Here is an 18,748-nt window from a genome sequence, read left to right on the forward strand (position 1 = left end):
GACGGAAGGTCGGTCAGGGCTCCACGTGCGCCAGGAGGATCTCGAGCTCCGGCGCCATCACTTGAATTTCGCGGCGACGATGTCCGTGTCGGTCACGCCATCCCCTTTCGGGGGCAGGATGCCGCCTGCCGACTCTTTGGAAATATCGAGCTGCCTGATCCAGCTCCCGGCCACGACGACCTCCGCGCCGAGCATTCCTGCGTAAAATGGGCTCGCCGCACCCGGCTGGCCCGTCCCGTCGAACGCATGAAGCCAGTCCGCCCTCGCGCCTGCGATGTCGAGCCGGGCGAGGAACGGGTTGTACCCCGCTCGCTGCACGAGGCCGGCCGGCCCCAAGGGGTCGATGTCGAGCGATTCGGAGAAGAAGCCGGTCAGATAGAGCTTGCCATTCGCAGTCGCGAGGCCTGTAGCCGCCGGCCCACCGGACGCGCTGTCCCCGGCATACACCTGCTTCCACGCCATGCCCCCATTGTCCTCAAAAGCCAGCACGAACGCTGCCCTCTGGCCGGCGTCGAGCTCCGGCGCGATCTTCGTCTTCCCCAGGACGTCGCCGCCTGCGAACATGAGACCGGTCTTGTCGAAGGCCATCGCCCTCGGGCGCACCCTCGCGAGATCGTCCCCGGGCTCCCCTCCGAGCGGCGCCAGCGTCGCGGTGACCGTGCCATTCTCGTTGAGCTTGAACATGAACATGTCCAGCGTCGTTGCGGTGAAGGTGCTTCCGTCGCATCCACGCGCATCTGCCACCTCCTCGATGGAAGAGGCAGGCTACCATGAATGAATCACGCGCGGCGCGCCGGACAGGGTCGGTCAGGGCGGAACGTGCGCCACGACGACGTCGAGTTCCAGAGGCGTCACGCTCGTATCCTCGAACCGCAGATGCGTCGACCAGCCCCCGGCGAGGTAAACGCCCGCGTCGCCCGAGGCGAGCGGGAGCCAGCGCCGCGTGGGCGCTTCTTGGGTCCCGATCAAGTCGAACGTCTGGAGCTTGGCTTGCGCGTCGAACTTCGCGAGGAACGCGCTCATCAGGTTCTGTTCGTTCATCTCCACCCCGTCTCGATGGGGATCAAAGTCCAGGGTGGGGAAAAAGGTTCCGGTCATGATCACTTCGCCTGTCGAGGTCGCCGCCAGGCCGACCCCACGAGCGAGGGCCCCTGGCATGACGACGCTCCGGGGCTTGGCGCCAGCGGAATCGAGCACGAGGAGGAAAGGCGATTCTTGGTCGGCAATGCGGACGTCGTCCCCGAAATCGAGCATGCCCCGGAACGATCCCGTCACGAAGAGCTCGCTGCCCGAGACGGCCAGGGCCGTGGGCGTCGCGCTGCTCATCAGCGTGTAATAGGTATTGACCCACGCGACCTCCCCGTCGACGCCCACCTTCATGACGAACATGGCCGTGCCTTCGGTGATCTCGGGGACGTCCTTTCCGAGCCCCTCGAACTTCCCTGAATACGTACCCGCGACGTAGATGTCATTGCTCGAGCTCGCCACGAGGGCTGTCGGCGTGTGCAATCCACCCGTCGGACGAACGATCCACTGGCATTCGCCGGTGGGACTGTACTGGAACAGCGCCATGTGATGCTGTTTGGGCTGAATGAGCTGGGAGCTCCCGCACGGCAGCACCACCTCGGACGGGTTGGCCCCGAGCGCCGGCGCGATGGATGCGAGGGCATACGCCCATTGGGGTGAGGCCGCCACGGCCACGACCTCGTCGACACCTCCGCTGCCGAACGTGGCCGTCCATAAAACCGCCTTCAGATCCGGGGCGACCGAACGAAGGAACGCATTGTGGTTCTCTTCGACCATCATGAACGGGTCGTCCTCCCGGTAGCGTCCCCCGACGATGACGGAGTTCGCCGCGCCAAACGCGACCGCATGGGCGATACGCGGCGTGTATCCGATCGCCTGCGAGCCCCCGAGCGCGGAGCCGACCGCCTGCACCCTCGTGGCCATGAAGCTGGGCGCGGGCCCGAACGCCGCCACGAAGGCGTCGCCTTTCCCCAGCTCCCCGGGAATCGTCGTATCACCGAGGGTCATGTTGCCCAGATATTGTCCGGCAACGAAGATCTGCTCGGCCTCCGCGACCGAGCCGACCCCTATCGCCCGCGTGTCCTGGTTGTTGGCGAGCGGGATCCGGCGGCTCGAAAAGGTCGGACAGGTGACCTCGCTGCACGTCGTCTCCACCACCTCGACCGTGTGACACCACTCGACCAGGCACGGTGCGACGCCGCCCTCGCCGCCCTCGCCGCCGATCCCCCCCACCCCGCCGGCCCCCCCAAGACCGCCTCCGTCGGGGGTCCTGACGGCATCATCGTATTTGCCGGGATTGTAGACGAGGATGCAGCCACCCAAGGCCACGAGGCCACAACCCGCCAGGACCGCGAGAACCTTTTGCATCGGAACCTCCCTCTTGCCCCGCTCCGGTTGCCGTCAGCCCCCGACGCGGCCGCCTACGCGCACGTGACGTGCGTCAGGGATTGGGAGTGACCTTCGCGGCGATGATGTCATCGTCGGTCATGCCGTCGCCCTTGGCGGTCAGCGGCTTGCTCCCGTCCTTGGTGAAGCTGAAATCGGTGATCCACTTCCCGGCCAGCAGGACATCACTCTGGAGCGTCGTCACGAAAAACGACGTCGTGAACTGCTGCTGCCCCCGCCCATTGTAGACGTCGAACCACGAAAGCGCGCCGGCAACGGGGTCGATCCTCGCGAGGAACGGGTTCACCCCGGCACGTTCGAACGTGCCCGACGGCGACGTCGGATCGATATCGATGACGTCCCTGAACGTACCGCCGACATACAGCGAACCGTCCGCCGCGAACGTGATGCTCGTGCCGGCGGCGGCTTCCAACCCCGGCACGTTCCCGCCAGGAAACACCTGCTTCCAGGGGTTCTCCAACACAACGGGCATGACGAATACCGCCGTTTCCTCATCGGTCATACGATCGGGCTCGACCGAGGTTTTTCCTTTGAGCTGCCCGGCAATGTACACCTTCCCGTCGATGCTCGTGGTCGCCGCCAGGGCCCGCACGGCCCCCCCCACGTCCGCCTGGATCTGCGTCGACGACCCGACGACGCCGGAGGACGGCTCGAGCCCGAGGACGAACGAATCCGTCGCGTTCGTCTTCGTCGTGAACAGGTTTCCGCTCGGGAGCTTCAGCGTGCCCTTGAAATGTCCAACGACACTGACCAGGTTCTTCCCGTCGTAAACCAGGGCCGTCGGCTCGACCTCGCCCTCTGCCTGAGCGAACCATTTGCAGGTGCCCGCCGAATCGTAGCCCACCACGAACATGCCGTTCTTGAGCGGATACTCGGCCATGTTGCAGGAGACGGCCTTCGAGCCGGGCGCGCTTATCGTGCCCGCGACGTAGAACTCGCCCGTCGCGGCGGCGGCCACCGCGACGGCCTTGTCCGGACCATCGCCCCCGAACTGGAGGGGCGGTCCCACGTCGGTGACGGCGTTGTTGTCGCCGGGCGTGAACTTCCGAATGAACACGTCGACATTCGGGGTCCCACCTTCGGTCGATGCGCGCGACCCGGCGACCACGATGTCCTTCCCGGCAAACGCCACGGCATACGCACTTCGCGGTTGATACCCGATGCCAAGCGCAACCGGCGACGCCCACGTCGCGCTCCCCTTGTCATCGAGCAGCGTGACAAATGCCTCGGGCCCGAAGTTCGGAGATGCGAGCGGCAACGTCCTCGGCGACTTCTCGCCAATCTCGAAGCTCTGCCCGTCGTACTCCCCGGCCAGCGCGACCCTCGCCCCATCGCTGGCGACCGCGAACACGCGTTGCTGACCGAGCGCCCCCCACCGCGCCGACCACGCGACCGACGGGCAAGCCAGGTTGGGAGTACAGGTCGTCGTCGATGCGTCCGCGTCACAAAACGCCGGATGGCAGGCGTCCGGGCCGCCCGCGCCGCCCGACCCTGTCATGGCCCCCATCCCGCTGCTGCTGGTCGACGCGTCGCCCCCACCCCCGCCCCAGCCTATGTCTTTGTCGTAATCACCACTGCTATAAGAAAAAAGACAACCACCCAGCGTCACGAGGCTCGCAGTGGCCGCAAGAAAAAGACCATTTCGCATCAAAACCTCCCGGACAACCCCATTCCTCCCCCGCCCGGAAGCACGATCGGCACAGGCACGAACGACGCCTTCCCTGCCTCCCCGTCCTTCGCCGAAGGCGCCGTCAAGACGAGCACGAGCCCCACGCCCACCCCGGCGAGCCCCACGCCCCACGCGACCGCGTTCGGCACGAGCAGCGCCTTGTACGTGTCGACGTCCGCGTCCTTGATCTCACACGGCACAGACGGCGTCTCCTCGCGCTGTTTGCGGCAGGCATCAAAACTCGACGCCTTCGCCATGATGATGCCGCCCGTCACCCCCGCCGCGACGAGCCCTGCCACGCCCACGCCACCCACGATGAACCCCGCCGTACGCCGAAAGCTCGTGGGAGGCGGCGGCGGCCCGCCCCCCGTCGCCGTCGCCGTCGCCGTCGGCACCACGGTCGCCGACGGCGAGCCCACCGGCGCAGGCGCCGCCGGCGTCGCGACGAACTCCGTGCGCTCCTTCTCGGCCAGCGTGAGCTCGTGCTTGCGATCCGGCCGGCCTTGCGCGCGCACCACGATCGCGTGGCTCCCGGGCTCCACGTAGAGCGGCGCCGAGAGCGCCGACGGCGCGAGCTCCGTCCCGTCGAGGACGACGGCCGACACGGGCTGCCCCGGCGGCACCACGATGCGCAGCCGCGGCACGCGCGGCGAGAGCGTGTTGATGCGCTCCTTCGCCACCTTGGCGCGCGCATCCTTGGCGTCGACGAGCGCGAGCCCGCGCTCCCAGTGCTCCAGCGCCGCGGCGATCTTGCCCTCGCCCTCGTCACACTGCGCCACATTGAAGAGCGTGTTCGCGACCGCGAAGAGCCCCATGCTCTCCCGCATCTTCGCGCAACCCGTGGCCTTGTCCCCGGCCTCGATCGCCTTGCGCCCGTCGACGAAGAGCTTCTGCGCGCGGGCCTTGTCGTCCGTCTCGTCCGCGTACGCGACGCCGCCGATCACGAGCGCCAGCCCAAGCGGCGCGGCGACGAGACACGCGCCCCGAAGGACGCTCCGCACGGATATGATCATTTCCCCCACTCGCCGAAATCCGCCCCGCTCTTGACGCTCGGCCCCTTCTTGACGGCGCTCGCCGTGACCGACGGGACGGGCGGCGGCGCGCCCGCGTCCTCGGTCACCATGCGCGCCGGCTCGATCGGCGCGATCGGCGCCACCGACGGCGGCGCGCTCGGCGCCGGCGCCTCCACGCGCGCGCTGCCTGCGCTCGACGACGCTGCCGACACAGGCCCCGGCGTCTCCTCGGACGAACCTCCGAACACGAAGAATGCGGCCACGCCGCCGAGCGCGAGCGTGCCGAGCGCGAGCGCGATCATGGCCAGGCGCGAGGTACGCGCGGGCGCGGGGGTCGGCGCCGTGGGATCCCGCTTCAGCGTGATCATCTGGCTGTCGACCGCGCCGGGGTTCGTCGTGCCGCGCGACGCGACGGGCACGAGGTTCTGCGGCTCGCCGTGCTTGTCGAGCCACGCGAGCGCCTTGCGCACGCCGACCTGCATGCTGCGCGCGTCCTGAAAGCGCGCGTTCATGTCGAAGGAGAGCGACTTGTCGACGACCTCCGCCACGTCCGCGGGCAACCCCGGCAGGACCGTGCGGATCGGCGCGGGCGCCTGCGTCATCGCCTTGAGCAGGAGCTGGTTCAGCGTGGGCGCGTCGTGCACGAGGCGGCCCGTCATCAGCGTGAACAACGACGCGCCCACGGCCCACAGATCCGAGCGCGCGTCGACGCGGTTCCACTCGCCGAGGGCTTGCTCCGGCGGCATGAACGCGGGCGTGCCCATGGCGTTGCCCGTCTTCGTCATCTTCGCGTTGGACTGCATCTCGCGCATCCGCGCGAGCCCGAAGTCGAGCACCTTCAGCGCGCCGTCCTTCGTCAAAAACAGGTTCTCGGGCTTCAGATCGCGGTGCACGATCCCCTTGTCGTGCGCGGCGGCGAGCGTGTCGAGGAGCTGATCGGCGAGGCGAAGCGACTCGGTGATCCCGAGGCGCCCCGTGGGCCTCTGCTCCGCGAGCGCGTCGACGGTCTTGCCTTCGAGCAGCTCCATCACGACGAAGACCGAGCCGTCTTCGGCCACGTCGTCGTCGAGCACGCTCACGGCGCCCGAATGGCCCACGTTGTTCGCGACGTAGCCTTCCCGGAGGAAGCGCGCGCGCGCCTCGGGATCCACCGAGAGCTCGAGGTGGAGCATCTTGATGGCGCCGCGCTTGCCGTTGCGGTGGGTGCCCTCGTAGACCGCGGCCATGCCGCCGATCCCGAGCACGCGATCGATGCGCCACTTGGCTCGCAGCACCGTGCCGATGCGCGCCTGCGCGCGGCGCGTCACCGCGTCGTCGAGCGGCTCGGTGTCCGCATCGTGCATCACCGGCAAGGTCTGCATGCCTCAACATCCCTTACAATGTTTCCCCCGTCCTGTACAAGCGGTGCGACGGACCGTTCGCACCAGTGGTTTCCTGACACACGCCTTCCGACCCGCCTGACGAGAGAGTTCGTCCACGCGGGGCGGATTACATCCCCCAACCGTTTACGACGCAGACGGGGGCGTGATACCGTGGAGCCCTCGCCCGCCCGCTTGCGAGCTTGAAAAACCATGCCGATCCACGTCGTCCAGCAAGGCGAGTGCTTTTCGAAGATTGCCGCGCGGTATGGCTTTGGTGATTATCGGGTCCTCTACGATCACCCCGACAACGCCGAGCTGAAAAAGAAGCGCGCGAACCCGAACGTGCTCGAGCCCGGCGATCGCATCGTGATCCCGGACAAGGACCTCAAGGTCGAGGAGGGCCTCGCGACGGGCAAGCTCCATCGATTCCGCCTGCGCAGGCCGAAAAAAGAGCTGCGCCTCAAGCTCGAAGGCCACGACGGCAAGCCGCTCGCGGGCGCGGCGTACGTGCTCGAGGTCGGCGGCGAGACGCACGAGGGCAAGACCGACGGCGATGGCAAGCTCGAACAGAAGGTCCCCGTCTCCGAGACCACGGGAAAGCTCACGATCGCGGGGCGCGTGATCCACCTCCGGCTCGGGCACCTGAACCCGCTCGACGCGGCGGACGGGGGCATCTCCGGGGCGCAGGGGCGGCTTTCGAACCTCGGATACAATCCCGGCCCGGCGGACGGCGTGCTCGGCAGGCGCACGCGCACGGCGCTCGCGCTCTTCCAGCACGACGAGAAGCTCGACGTCACGGGCAAGCTCGACGACACGACGAAAAAGAAGCTCGAGGAGAAACACGGCTCCTGACGGAGGCCAAAGGCACGCACGATGGAGCGAACCCACGACGTCGCGTTCGGCAACCCCCGGGGCAAGGATTTCAATACGATCGTCCTGTCCGGCGTGGATCTGACGGTCCCCCTGGAGATGGACCTCGATTGTGATCCGCTCCAGGACGATGAAGTCCGCCTGCAGAGCGAGGACGGCCATTTCGAAAAGATCCTCCTGGCGAGCGACGCGGACGCGAAGCCCGATCCCGACAAGCGGATCGTCCTTTACACGTTCCGCCTGGTGCCGCCGGGCGCGTATCGCATTTCGGTGCGGATCGGGGCCGAGAAATGGCTCGACGTCGTGACGGGGCTCGTGGTCTCGAAGGAGGGCGCGTTCCTCGGCGACAAGAAGCTCGGCACCGAACCCGAGAGCGTGGCCGAGGACAAGGCCGAGGAGCCCGCGGAGGATCCGCCCGAGGAGGCGCCGGAGGAGGAAGAGCTCGGCGAGTTCGTGGACGTCAACGACGGCTTTTTCGAAGAGGGTGAGCGATGAGCGGCGACGGCGGAACCTCGGGCGGCGGCGTCACGACGTATTGCGTCCCGACGCTGAAAATCACGAAGGTCGCCTGCACCGCCGGGCACGTCCTGCCGAACCTCTTCGTCCTCTTTCGCAAAACGCCGCCAAAACCCGCGGATCCCACGATCGGGGCCAAGCTCTCCGCGATGTTCCGGAGCGAGGACACGCCGGCCGGCCCCGTGCCGCCCTACGTGCTCGGCATGACGGACGCGACCGGGTACCTCGGCCCGCCGATCGATCACGCGACGCCCGCGTGTTTTGATCAGGTGGCCGACGCGTACAAGCTTCAGCAGGGGCAATCGTACGACGTGTATCTGATCCAGCACCCGAGCCTCGCGCTCGCGCAGCGGATCGAGGCCGAGATCAACGCGGGGTCGACGGCGTTCGGAGAGCCCAAGGCGCTCACGGTGCGCGCGGACGCGCCGACGCTGGAAGTGCCCGAGGAATCAAAAGGCCTCCTGCCCGCCGGCGCGGATCTCTACGAGGGGTGGGTCCTCTTCCGCGACATGCCTTTTGCGGCGTGCGAGCCCGTGAAAAAACAGGTGCAGCGATTGCAAGCGCACCTCGGCGCGCTCCGGTACATGGTGGGCACGTCGAACTTCCCCTACTTGCCCGACGCGGGCACGGACGCCGACAAATCCGGCGGCGTGAACGACGGGATCTTCGACGTCCGCACGATGAACGCGGTCTACCGTTATCAGCAGGACGCCCCGTCACGCGCCTTCAAGGTGAATGGCGGCGGCGCCTCCGGCCCGCACGCGGCGTACGTCGATTACGGGGCGAACTTCGCGCCGAAGGTCGATCGCGGCGCGCTCTCGGCGATGCAGGCGGAGGTCAAGGCGCTGAAGAAGCAGAAGGCGCTGACCGAGGACCAGAAGAAGCAAAAGATCACGCTCGACGGCAAGATCAAGGCCGAGCAGGCCGACGTCAAGACGGCCACGAACATCGCGAATGCGTGGGCCTACCTCGACGGCAGCGAAATCGCGGCGCCCGCGGAGAAACCGGACGCGGCCGACGGCGTGGTCACGGCGGCGACGGGCAAGGCGCTCCAGACGTGGCTCACGCAAGGCCTCCGCAAGCCGGGGGCGATTTTGGTCTCGATGATCGATCCACGGGGCTGGCTCAACTGGATGCGGCCCGAGGCGGCGCAATCGCTGCACGGCTGGAGCGAGCTCGTGAAAGCGCTCGGCTTCGAGCACGGGATCTGCGTGAACCACACGTTCCGCAGCGCGCAGGTCGACATCGGCAAGGCCGGGTATGGCCGGAGCGCGCGCTCCATCCACAAGACGGGCCTCGCCATGGATCTCGGCATCGCGAGTGGCTTCGTGGACACGGTCTCCGGCTGGCCCGTGGCCTTCGTGCGCGAGGTCGTGGACGGCCGCGTCAAATGGCGGCTCCACGGCGCGGCCAAGCAATCCCTCCCCGGCGCGGCCGACGCGGCGGCGCACGCGGCGCCGATTCTGGAGCGGCTCGCCGCGCTGCGGGACGCGCAATCGAAGACGCCCATCACGGCCGCGATGCTCCTGCCGGCGATCGACCAACTCATCGCCGACCTCCAGGCGAATCCCACAGGCTTCTTCACGAAGTATTACCGGGCCTCGATCGAGCGGTGGATGTACGACGCTTGGCACCCGGAAGGCGGGATCAAGGGCGCCACGATGACGGCGTCCGAGTTCTTCGCCGAGCACGAGCCGGGCAGCGCGGCGTCTGCGGGCGAATACGGGACCTACCTCGACATCTCCGCCGTCGGCGAGCTCTTGCACCTCGGCCGCATCAGCTCGTTCAAATCGGGCTGGGGCCAAACGACGAAGACGGTGAAGGCGACCGAGCTCGTCACGCTCGCCGACGCGCTCGACAAGGCGAAGACGAGCAAGACGGACGACGACGTCGTGACGATCGCGCGCGGAAAATCGACGAAGCTGAAGACAACGGTGCCCGCGCTGGACGCCGATTTCATGCGCCGATGGGCGGGCACGCTGAAGGACGCGAAAAAGGAGATCGCCAAGAGCGTCAAGACGAACACGCCGCAGGTCACGGTGACGCTCTCCTGGTCGGCCGCGAAGATCGAAGACGCGAAGAAGGTGGCGGCGAAGCTCCGCGACCACGGAGACAAGCTGTTTTACGGGATCGTCTCCGACGAATCACAGCCGCCGGTGCAATCGGGCGAGGCGTGGGCGAAGTACATCGAGGAGCGCCCCCAAGCGCTGGAACAACAGGCGCCGACGAACCAGAACGTCAAGCAATCCACGGGGGCGACGGTGCCCTCGGCCAAGCCGAAGACGTCGAGCTGGACGGTGACGCTCCACCCGATCTTCGAGATCGGGTATGCCGCGCCCGCGGACACGGCGAGCGTGGCGGCGAGCGTGTTGATCCTGCCGGGCGACGCGGTCACGGTGCCGGCGCCGGGGCAGCCGATCGGAATGGAATGGTGGCATTTCCAGCGATCGGATCTGCTCGCGGACGACAAGAGCCGGAAGCTCTGGGGCAGCTTCCTGATCGAGGTCGGCTGGACGCGGGAATGCCTGCTGGAGAACACGGGGCCGGCGCTGTACCACCGGGCCGGCGTGGGCTATCCGGAGTCGGAGCTCTCCGAGAAGGCCTACTGAAGCGCGGCCCGTCTCGGTCTCGCCTGCTGCCCGCGGCGCCCCCCGATTGTGCATCGTCAGGCAACGGTCCTTGTCCTCGGGGCGACCTTCTCGCGCCGCGCCGGGTGATCCATTCATGGTGCTGTCCCCGGTCGTTCTCGCGTGGAGGGAAAGCGTCATGAAGAAGCGTTCGATGATGGCATGGTTCGTCGTGGGTCTCGCCGCTGCCGGCTGCAGCGACACGCCTCCGGAGGGCGCGCCGCCCGCCGAGGTGCCCCAGGCCTTCGCGGCTTGTGAGGGGCAAGAATTCACCCTCACGGCGCCCAACCCGATGTACGTCTGGACGCCGAAGGCCATTCGCCTCGTCTCGCAGAAGCTCGCGCCGGGCGTCTTCGCGATCTACGACGAAAACGTGGACGCCCATGCCCCGAAGGGCATCCCCCTCGCGACGAGCGGCGGGTTCGTCATCGGCGAGGATTCGGTGCTCCTCGTCGAGAGCATGATCAACCGGCAGCTCTTTTGCCAGGTCGTGGACCTCGTCCGGAAGGAGACCGAGAAGCCCATTCGATACGTGGTCAACACGAGCAGCCACGGCGATCACAGCTTCGGCAACACGTTCCTCCCGAGCGGCGTGCACGTCGTGCAGCACGAGCGCACGGCCCAGGAGATCGCGGAGCACTTCGAGGAGGACATCGCCTTCATGGAGGCGAACTTCGGCGCGGATCAAGGCCTCGACGAGCTCGAGGCGGTGCCCGCCGACATCCTCGTGAAGGACGGCGAGCCGTGGTCGGTCGATCTGGGCGGCGGCATGACCGTGGAGGCCCGTTACCACGGGTTCGCGCAGACCGGCGGGGATCTCTTCGTGCGTGTCCCGAGCGCGAAGGTCCTCTGGACGGGCAACGCGCTCGTCGCCGAAAAGCCCGCGGTCCCCTGGCTGCTCGCCGGCCACGCGGCCGAGACGGGGATGACGCTCGCCGACGTGAAGGCCTCGCTCCCCGCCGACGCCATCGTCGTGCCGGGGCATGGAAGGCCGGTGTCCGTCGACGGCTTCGATTTCGCGATCGATTACCTCGGGACCCTCGTCAGCGAGATCGACTCCGCTGTCTCCAGCGGCAAAACCAAGGACGAGGCCGTCATGTCCGTCACGATGGATTCGTTCAAGGGATACGCGATCTGGGACTGGATCCATACGACCGTGAACGTCCCCAACACCTACGACGACCTGTCGCCCTGATTCGCCGCGGGCGTCTCCCAGCCCGCCCACGGCGGCGTGCGCAGGAGATCCTTGAAGAACTGCACGACCACGCGCGCTTTGGCCGGCACGTGCCGCGCCGCGGGAACCACCGCGTGGATCGGGACGGGCGAAGGGCGCCGCCACCCCGGCAGGACCCGGACGAGCCGGCCGTCGCGCAAGTGGCTCGCTGAATGGAACACGGGCACGAAAATGATGCCGAGGCCCCGACAAGCAGCCTCCACGAGCATTTGCCCGCTGTTCGTGGTGAGCGAGCCGGAGACCTTGATCTGCACCTGCCGCTCCCCGCTCGCGAGCTCCCACGAGGTCGGGAGCGCATGGTACGCATAACTCAGACATTCGTGCGCGGCGAGATCCTCCGGCGCGCGCGGGGCGCCCCGTCGTTCGAGGTACGCGGGGGCCGCGCAAAGGACCATCTCGGCGGTCGCGAGCCGCTGCGCGACGAGGCTCGTCTCCGACAGGTCGCCGACGCGAATCGCGAGGTCGAACCCCTCGGCCAGGAGGTCCACGTGCCGATCCAGGAAGACCGCATCCAGCAGGAGCCCCGGATGCCGCGCCTTGAGCTCGGCGAGGGGCTGCATGAAATGGTAGGCCCCCAGCGTCGTCGGCAGCGTGATCCGGATCTTCCCGACGAGCTTCGTCTGGAGCTCCGTGGCCACGTTCTCCGCCTCTTCGAGCGCGCGCATCACCTCGGTGCAGCGCTCGAAGTACGTCCGGCCCGGCTCCGTGAGCGAAAGCGCGCGCGTGCTCCGATGCAGGAGGCGCACGCCGAGCCGATCTTCGAGCCGTGAAACGAGCTTGCTCGCATACGACTTGGTCACGCCGAGCCGCTTCGCCGCGCCCGTGAAGCTGCCCTCGTCGACGACGACGACGAACGCCTCGGCCTCGAAAAAGCGGCTCACGAGCGCCTCCCGCTTCGCCACGCGACGTCCGCGTCCGTGATTCGCCTGTCAGATTTGCTTCGTGCGCCGTGTCGCATCACGGGCAGTATCGGCGGGAGGCGCGCGCGCGTCCATGGCGGCGCATCGCCATGGACGTCTTCGCCCCTGCGCGGCCTAAAGCGCGGCGAGGAGCTCCGCCGTGGTCACGATCGCGTGGGCGAACGTCGGCGCATTGAACACGTGGGCCGCGTGCAGCATTTCGGGCTCGAAGGCGGCCGTGGCATCCGTCACCAGCGTGACGTGATAACCAAGCTCCATCGCGTACCGCCCCGTGGATTCGACGCACGTATTCGCCACCATGCCGATGAGGATGACCCGCCCAATCCCGTGCTGCTTGAGCTGATGGTCGAGGTCGGTGTTGGCGAACCCGTTCTGCGCCCAGTGCTCCTTGATGAGGACGTCGCCTTCCTTGGGCGCGAAATCCGGGTGCCACTCCGCGCCCCAGGACCCCTTCTGGAAGACCTGCAGCTTGGCCGCCCCGAGCTGATACGGGGTCGGATGCTTCCAGGTCGCGAAGTCGTTCGGCTCGGACTTGTGGTGGGGGACCACGAACAGGCGAATGCCGGCGCCCCGCGCGGCGGCGACGATCTGGCGAAGGTGTTCGAGGACGTTGTTCGCCTCGATCGAGCCCTTCAAGCGCGGAAAGAGCTTCCCGCCTTCGCTCAGGAAGTCGTTGTAAGGATCGATGAACAGGAGCCCCGTCGATTCCGGCGCGTAAAGCTTCGTGGTCACGGTGGGCTCCTTTTCACGACGTGCTGCGCACGAACGTCGCGATGTGCTCGGCCGTGGCTTCCGGATGCTCGTGCTGCGGCCCGTGGCCGGCGCGCGGGTAGGTCAAAAGCTGCACCGTCGGCAGCTCCTGGTTCAGCGCGTACCAGTTCTCGACCGGGAAGATGATGTCGTGATCCCCGCCGACATGCAGGATCGGCAACTTGGTCGCCTTCAAGGCCTGCAGGATGGGATCGGCCGGGAACAGCGAGCTCTTCGGCTTGTCGCCGAGGACGGCCGCGGCCCAGTCGGCGGGGACGGGGACGCTGCGATTCTCGGTTCGCTGCGCGATACGATCCGCCGAGCGGCGCGCGGCTTCCCGGCTCGCCTGCGACCGCGGCTCGAAGAACAGGATGACTTCGTCTTCGAAGCTGTTCACGGGTTTCCCCGCCGTATCGTAAAAAAGCTGCTCGGCGGGCTTGACGTTCGGGCCAGGCGGCGCGGTGCCGATCAGGACGGCGTGGCTCAGGCGCTCGGGGAACATGGCCACCACCACCTGCGCGGCGAGCCCGCCGAGCGACCAGCCGCTGATCACCACGCCCCTGAGGTCGAGCGCCTCGATCAGATCGTTCGCGTCCTTGGCGAGCGCGAAGGGCGAATAATCCTTTTCGCCGGTCGAGAGCCCGAGGCCGCTGTAATCGAACGTGATGACCTGGAAACCACGCGCCGCGAGGGCATCGAGGAACGCCGGGTCCCAGACGTCCATGTTCCCGCGGAACCGCGTGCAGAGCACGATCGGCTTGCCGGTCCCGATGGATCGGTACGCGAGGCGCCGGCCCTTCGATTCGACGAACTGGTTCGGCGCGGTGATGGCTGTGTGCTCATTCGTGCTCATGAGGTGGCTCCTTCCCGGTACGTTCATTTCCCGCCGATGAAGGCGAGGAGGTCAGCGTTGATGCGATCCTTGTGCGTCGACGGCAGGCCGTGGTCGCCGCCCGCGTACACCCGAAGCTCCGATCCCTTGACCAGCTTCGCCGCCGCCTGCGCGCTCGCGCCGAACGGCACGATCTGGTCGTCGTCGCCGTGGAGGAACAACGTCGGCACGTCGATCTTCTTCAGATCCTCGGTGAAGTCGGTCTCGGAGAACGCCTTGATGCAATCGAGCGCGTTCTTGAGCCCCGCCTGCATCCCCTGCCGCCAGAAGCTGTCGCGCAGGCCCTCCGAGAGCCGGCCGCCCGGGCGGTTCGCGCCGTAAAACGGCGTCGGCAGGTCCTTGAAGAACTGCGAGCGATCCGCCGTCACGGCCGCGCGGATGCCATTGAAGACCTCGATCGGCAGGCCGCCCGGGTTCGCCTCGGTCTTCAGCATCAGCGGCGGCACGGCGCCGACGAGGACGAGCTTCGCGACCCGCGCGCTGCCGTGCCGGCCGAGGTACCGCGTGACCTCGCCGCCGCCCGTCGAATGGCCGACGAGCGTGGCCTCGCGCAGGTCGAGGTGATTCAAGAGCTCCGCGAGATCATCGGCGTACGTGTCCATCTCGTTGCCGCCATAAGGCTGGCTCGAGCGGCCGTGTCCGCGGCGATCGTGGGCGATGCATCGGTATCCGCGCGCCGCGAGGAAGACCATCTGGTCCTCCCACGCATCGGCGCTCAGCGGCCAGCCGTGGCTGAAGACCACCGGCCGGCCGGCGCCCCAGTCCTTGTAGTAAATCTGCGTCCCATCCTGGACCGTGATCGTGGCCATGGTGCTTGCACTCCCTCCGTATCGAACAGCGGAGCCGCTCGTGTATCGCAGCCAGACCCGACCAGGAACCCGACCAAGGTCGGGTGTCGCCGAAGACCCTGGAGGCTCCTCAGAACGTCGAGGGTGCGACGTAGGGCTCGCTCCAGAGCGTGATCTGCAGCGTGATCGACTTGAACCACGCCGTGTGCATGGCCTCCACCTCGGCGGCGCTGTGCCCTTTCTTCGCGAGGAAGGGCTTGATCGTCGCCGTGATCGGCACGATGAAGGCGATCAGGTAGCGCAGGTTGATCGATTGCGCGGCGGAGGCGATGCCGTCGGTCTTGCCCTTCTTCGCGCTCGTGTGGCGCAGGCCGATCTCGTACTGGTAGTCGAGCCAGGCGCGGTCGTAGTTCGCGGCGCAGGTGTCGCGGATCCACTGCCCGAAGCGGCGCCGCACGCCGCCCAGGTAGTCCATGTTCGGCTTGCCGTCGGCGCCACTGAAATAATACACGAGGTGCGGGTGCGAGCCGACGAAGCCGTACCAGACGTCGAGCACGGCCTCGATCTGGTCGTCGAGCACCTCGCCCGCCAAACGCAGAGAACGCACGTCGTCCTCGCCGAGCAGCACGGTCTGCTTGAGCAGGGCGAACTCCTCGTCGCTGAGCGGCGAGCGCGCGACGTTCGAGGTGCCGAGGGTGTAGCCGGGGATCGCGGGGGTGTTCATCGAGGGCTCCTTGAAGGGTTCAGGTGGGGTGCGCGCGGGAACATGCGTCCAAAGGCCGGCCCGCCGGCGCCCCTCCTCGTCGTCCATGGGTCCCATCCTCGACGGAGCGCATGGCCATGCCGCGTGCGCTCGCTCCGTGTCGGACAGCGCCGCTCGTGTATCGCAGCCAGACCAGACCCGTGAACCCGACCAAGGTCGGGTGTCGGGAAAAGGCTACAGGCGCCGCGGCGTCGTCGACCTTCGCGGATCCTCCGCGAGCTTTTCGGCGAATCGCACGAGCTCGGCGACCGAAGAGGCCTGCATCTTCTGCATGACCTGCGCCCGCTGCTCCTTCACCGTCGCCTCGCGTGTCCCGAACTCCGCGGCGATCTGCTTGTTCAATCGTCCCGCGACGACCCCCGCCATCACCTCGCGCTCGCGCGCCGAGAGGCTCTCGTACCGGCGCCGCAGCTCCGCGAACCGCTCGGCCTCTTCGCGCGCGACCTGATCCTGCGCGAGCGCCTCGCGAATGGCGCGGACCAGCTCCTCGGCGCGGAACGGTTTGGTCAGGAACTCGATCGCGCCGGCCTTCATGGCGCGAACGGACATGGGGATGTCGCCGTGCCCCGTGAGGAACACGATGGGCCGCGGGACGTCGGCTTCGAGCAGCCGCTGCTGGAGCTCCAGCCCATTCAGATCGGGCAGCCGGACGTCGAGCACGAGGCAACCGGGGATGTCGTCCCGCTGGGCGTCGAGGAACGCCCGCGCCGTCGGAAAGGCCTCGACCGCGAGCCCGATCGATCCGAGCAGGCGCCCGAGCCCGTCGCGCACGGACTCGTCGTCGTCGACGATGAAGACCACGGGCGCCGTCGGGCTCACGCGGGCACCTCGATCGAAAGCTCGAAGGTCGCGCCGAACGCCTCGTTCGGTCGGGCCCACAGCTTGCCGCCGTGCCGCTCGAGGATGGAGCGGCTGATGGGCAGGCCCATGCCGAGCCCGTTCTCCTTGGTCGTGTAAAACGCGTCGAACAGGCGCGCGCTGTCGATGGCGTCGAGCCCGACGCCGGCGTCCTCGACCGCGAGGTGCACGAAGGCCCCGCTCGATCGCCGCGTGACAAAGGTGCTGATCCGGACACGGCGCCGCTCCGGCGGCACGTCCTTCGAGGCCTCGGCGGCGTTGAGCATCAGGTTCAGGACCACCTGCTGCAGTTGCACCGGATCCCCCAGCACCGGCGGCAGATCGGGGAGCAACGCCTGCTGCACGGCGATGCCCTGCCGCGTGAGCTCGGGCGAGACGAGCGGGACGACGTCGCGGACGACGCCGTTGAGGCAACACGGCTGATGGCGCGGCGGCGCTCGGGAGAGGAGCGAGCGGATCCTGTAGAGCACCTGGCCGGCGCGCTCGCCGTCGCCGAGGATCGCGGTGAGCGACTCGCGCACCCGGCCGAGGTCGGGCGGATCGGCGGCGAGCCAGTTCAGCGCGGCGTTCGCGTCGGCGACGATCGCCGCGAGCGGCTGGTTGACCTCGTGGGCGATGGACGCCACGAGCTCGCCGAGGGTCGTGACGCGCGCGACGTGCGTGAGGGCCGCCTGCGCGCGTTGCAGCTCGTCGGCGGCGCGCCGCGTCGCGGTGATGTCCGTCGCGGCGCCGACGATCTCGGGGTGACCCGCGGCGTTGACGCGGAATCGGCCGACGACGCGGACGAGCTTCACCGATCCGTCTTCCATCACGAAGCGGTGCTCGTAGTCGAAGGTCTTGCCGTCGGAGAGCGCCTGCCGCACGAGGTCCGCGACCCACTCGCGGTCGCCTTCGTGGATGCGGCTCAGGATTTGCTCGATCGTGGGCCGGGGACGGATCGGCACCCCGAGGATCTCGCCGATGCCGTCGGACATGCTGAAATCGCGGCGCAGGAGGTCGCAGCCGAAGCTGCCGGTGCCGCTGAGGCGCTCGGCCTCGGCGCGGTAGGCCTCGCTGCGCCGCAGCGCCTCTTCCGATTGGCTGCGCTCGATGGCGATGCTCGTGATGTGGGAGCATCGTTCGAGCAGCTCGAGGTCGGCCTTCGCCGGCGTTCGTGGCTCCGTGGCGTAGATGCCGAACGCGCCGAGCACCCTGCCGTCGGACGAGAGCATGGGCATCGACCAGCAAGCGCGGAGCCCATGGGCGAGCGCGCTCGCGCGAAACATGGCGCCGAGCGGATCCGCCTCGATGTCGGCGATGACCACGAGCTCCCGCCGAAACGCCGCCGTGCCACACGAAAACGCCTCGGGCCCGATCGCAGAGCCGTCGATGACCTCGGTGTAGCTCCGCGGCAGCGTCAACGCGGCGACATGCCGCAACGTCTGCGTGTTCTCGTCGAGCAAGAGGATCGAGGCGCGCTGGCCGCTCGAAGCGCTCTCCACGAGGCGGACGACGCCTTCGAGGATGGCGGAGATCGCCTCGCCGCGGGCGATCATCTCGAGGAGGCGCTGTTCGTCGACCGCCCGCACCTGGGCCTGCTTCTCGTCGTCGATGTCGCTGTTCAGGCCCCACCACCGCACGACCTCGCCGTGGTCGTCGCGCACGGGCCCGGCCTGGATCTGGAACCACCGATAGGCCCCGTCGGCGCGCCGCAGACGCGCCTCCATGCGCCCCTCCTTGCCAGCGGCGCGCAGCGCGGCCCAGGTCTCGACGACCGTCGCGAGGTCGTCGGGGTGGATCAGGTCCGTCGCCGGCCAGGCCCAGCCGAGGAGCTCCGCCTCGTCCTTGCCGGTGTAGTCGCGCCACCTTCGGCTCAGGAGCTCAATCGAGCCGTCGGCGCTGGCGCTCCAGACGAGGCCGGGCAGCATGTCGAGGATGCCGCGCAGCTCGCCTTCAGCCTGCGGGCGGACGTCTGAGGCACGCGGAACAAGGCTCATCTCCGCCTCGCACCCTACCTCGTTTTCCTGCCAAGCTGTACGGGAGTTGGTGGAACGGACGCCCCAACACCCACCTTT

Annotated in this window: 16 protein-coding genes; 4 read left to right on the plus strand and 12 right to left on the minus strand. The window is 68.0% G+C overall.

Going from position 1 to position 18,748, the window contains the following annotated elements; genetic code table 11:
• Positions 1-57: 57 nt before the first annotated feature.
• The 5 genes from POL67_RS28855 to POL67_RS28875 all read right to left on the minus strand — a co-directional run bounded on the left by POL67_RS28855 (position 58) and on the right by POL67_RS28875 (position 6,476).
• On the minus strand, positions 58-690 hold the full coding sequence (locus tag POL67_RS28855) for a hypothetical protein (protein WP_271922809.1): 633 nt from the start codon (positions 688-690) through the stop codon (positions 58-60).
• A 117-nt stretch (positions 691-807) separates the two neighbouring features.
• Positions 808-2,394: a hypothetical protein gene (locus tag POL67_RS28860; protein ID WP_271922811.1), complete on the minus strand. Its 1,587-nt coding sequence runs from the start codon at positions 2,392-2,394 to the stop codon at positions 808-810.
• 73 nt (positions 2,395-2,467) lie between these two features.
• The gene (locus POL67_RS28865; protein ID WP_271922812.1) at positions 2,468-4,081 is read right to left on the minus strand and encodes a hypothetical protein; all 1,614 of its coding nucleotides are present in this window, start codon (positions 4,079-4,081) and stop codon (positions 2,468-2,470) included.
• On the minus strand, positions 4,081-5,103 hold the full coding sequence (locus tag POL67_RS28870) for a hypothetical protein (RefSeq protein ID WP_271922814.1): 1,023 nt from the start codon (positions 5,101-5,103) through the stop codon (positions 4,081-4,083). The genes POL67_RS28865 and POL67_RS28870 overlap by 1 nt, the downstream gene beginning before the upstream one ends.
• Positions 5,104-5,111: 8 nt before the next feature.
• Complete coding sequence (locus tag POL67_RS28875; protein WP_271922816.1) at positions 5,112-6,476, minus strand: serine/threonine-protein kinase; 1,365 nt, start codon at positions 6,474-6,476, stop codon at positions 5,112-5,114.
• A 210-nt stretch (positions 6,477-6,686) separates the two neighbouring features.
• Between POL67_RS28875 and POL67_RS28880 the strand changes: the two genes are divergently transcribed.
• The 4 genes from POL67_RS28880 (at position 6,687) to POL67_RS28895 (ending at position 11,684) form a co-directional block, all read left to right on the plus strand.
• Entirely contained in the window at positions 6,687-7,328 is a 642-nt protein-coding gene (locus POL67_RS28880) for a peptidoglycan-binding protein (RefSeq protein ID WP_271922818.1), read from the plus strand.
• 21 nt (positions 7,329-7,349) lie between these two features.
• Positions 7,350-7,841, plus strand: coding sequence for a hypothetical protein (locus tag POL67_RS28885; protein ID WP_271922821.1), 492 nt, complete (start codon positions 7,350-7,352; stop codon positions 7,839-7,841).
• Positions 7,838-10,471: a hypothetical protein gene (locus POL67_RS28890; RefSeq protein WP_271922823.1), complete on the plus strand. Its 2,634-nt coding sequence runs from the start codon at positions 7,838-7,840 to the stop codon at positions 10,469-10,471. Before POL67_RS28885 ends, POL67_RS28890 begins: the two co-directional genes overlap by 4 nt.
• A gap of 157 nt (positions 10,472-10,628) precedes the next feature.
• Positions 10,629-11,684, plus strand: coding sequence for an MBL fold metallo-hydrolase (locus POL67_RS28895; protein WP_271922826.1), 1,056 nt, complete (start codon positions 10,629-10,631; stop codon positions 11,682-11,684).
• On the opposite strand, the gene POL67_RS28900 is transcribed toward POL67_RS28895, so the two are convergent.
• From POL67_RS28900 to POL67_RS28930, 7 genes are all read right to left on the minus strand, one after another.
• Positions 11,663-12,604, minus strand: coding sequence for a LysR family transcriptional regulator (locus tag POL67_RS28900; protein WP_271922828.1), 942 nt, complete (start codon positions 12,602-12,604; stop codon positions 11,663-11,665). The two genes, POL67_RS28895 and POL67_RS28900, sit on opposite strands and share 22 nt — an antisense overlap.
• Positions 12,605-12,757: 153 nt before the next feature.
• Positions 12,758-13,375 (minus strand): cysteine hydrolase family protein, encoded by a 618-nt coding sequence (locus tag POL67_RS28905; RefSeq protein WP_271922830.1) that lies wholly within the window; start codon positions 13,373-13,375, stop codon positions 12,758-12,760.
• A gap of 13 nt (positions 13,376-13,388) precedes the next feature.
• The gene (locus POL67_RS28910; protein ID WP_271922832.1) at positions 13,389-14,246 is read right to left on the minus strand and encodes an alpha/beta fold hydrolase; all 858 of its coding nucleotides are present in this window, start codon (positions 14,244-14,246) and stop codon (positions 13,389-13,391) included.
• A gap of 23 nt (positions 14,247-14,269) precedes the next feature.
• Positions 14,270-15,094: an alpha/beta fold hydrolase gene (locus POL67_RS28915; protein ID WP_271922834.1), complete on the minus strand. Its 825-nt coding sequence runs from the start codon at positions 15,092-15,094 to the stop codon at positions 14,270-14,272.
• Positions 15,095-15,203: 109 nt separating this feature from the next.
• Complete coding sequence (locus POL67_RS28920) at positions 15,204-15,797, minus strand: protoglobin domain-containing protein (RefSeq protein WP_271922836.1); 594 nt, start codon at positions 15,795-15,797, stop codon at positions 15,204-15,206.
• A 213-nt stretch (positions 15,798-16,010) separates the two neighbouring features.
• Positions 16,011-16,655, minus strand: a complete 645-nt coding sequence (locus tag POL67_RS53755; RefSeq protein ID WP_271922838.1) for a response regulator transcription factor — start codon at positions 16,653-16,655, stop codon at positions 16,011-16,013.
• Positions 16,652-18,670, minus strand: coding sequence for a PAS domain-containing protein (locus tag POL67_RS28930; protein WP_271922840.1), 2,019 nt, complete (start codon positions 18,668-18,670; stop codon positions 16,652-16,654). Before POL67_RS28930 ends, POL67_RS53755 begins: the two co-directional genes overlap by 4 nt.
• Positions 18,671-18,748: the final 78 nt, after the last annotated feature.

This window comes from Polyangium mundeleinium (assembly GCF_028369105.1).
Lineage (GTDB): Bacteria > Myxococcota_A > Polyangia > Polyangiales > Polyangiaceae > Polyangium > Polyangium mundeleinium.

What these genes read in the sequence shown, in the direction of transcription:
- POL67_RS28855 (WP_271922809.1), bottom strand. Translation starts at nt 690, where the DNA reads ATGTTCATGTTCAAGCTCAACGAGAATGGCACGGTCACCGCGACGCTG.
- POL67_RS28860 (WP_271922811.1), bottom strand. Translation starts at nt 2,394, where the DNA reads ATGCAAAAGGTTCTCGCGGTCCTGGCGGGTTGTGGCCTCGTGGCCTTG.
- POL67_RS28865 (WP_271922812.1), bottom strand. Translation starts at nt 4,081, where the DNA reads ATGCGAAATGGTCTTTTTCTTGCGGCCACTGCGAGCCTCGTGACGCTG.
- POL67_RS28875 (WP_271922816.1), bottom strand. Translation starts at nt 6,476, where the DNA reads ATGCAGACCTTGCCGGTGATGCACGATGCGGACACCGAGCCGCTCGAC.
- POL67_RS28880 (WP_271922818.1), top strand. Translation starts at nt 6,687, where the DNA reads ATGCCGATCCACGTCGTCCAGCAAGGCGAGTGCTTTTCGAAGATTGCC.
- POL67_RS28885 (WP_271922821.1), top strand. Translation starts at nt 7,350, where the DNA reads ATGGAGCGAACCCACGACGTCGCGTTCGGCAACCCCCGGGGCAAGGAT.
- POL67_RS28890 (WP_271922823.1), top strand. Translation starts at nt 7,838, where the DNA reads ATGAGCGGCGACGGCGGAACCTCGGGCGGCGGCGTCACGACGTATTGC.
- POL67_RS28895 (WP_271922826.1), top strand. Translation starts at nt 10,629, where the DNA reads ATGAAGAAGCGTTCGATGATGGCATGGTTCGTCGTGGGTCTCGCCGCT.
- POL67_RS28910 (WP_271922832.1), bottom strand. Translation starts at nt 14,246, where the DNA reads ATGAGCACGAATGAGCACACAGCCATCACCGCGCCGAACCAGTTCGTC.
- POL67_RS28915 (WP_271922834.1), bottom strand. Translation starts at nt 15,094, where the DNA reads ATGGCCACGATCACGGTCCAGGATGGGACGCAGATTTACTACAAGGAC.
- POL67_RS28920 (WP_271922836.1), bottom strand. Translation starts at nt 15,797, where the DNA reads ATGAACACCCCCGCGATCCCCGGCTACACCCTCGGCACCTCGAACGTC.
- POL67_RS28930 (WP_271922840.1), bottom strand. Translation starts at nt 18,670, where the DNA reads ATGAGCCTTGTTCCGCGTGCCTCAGACGTCCGCCCGCAGGCTGAAGGC.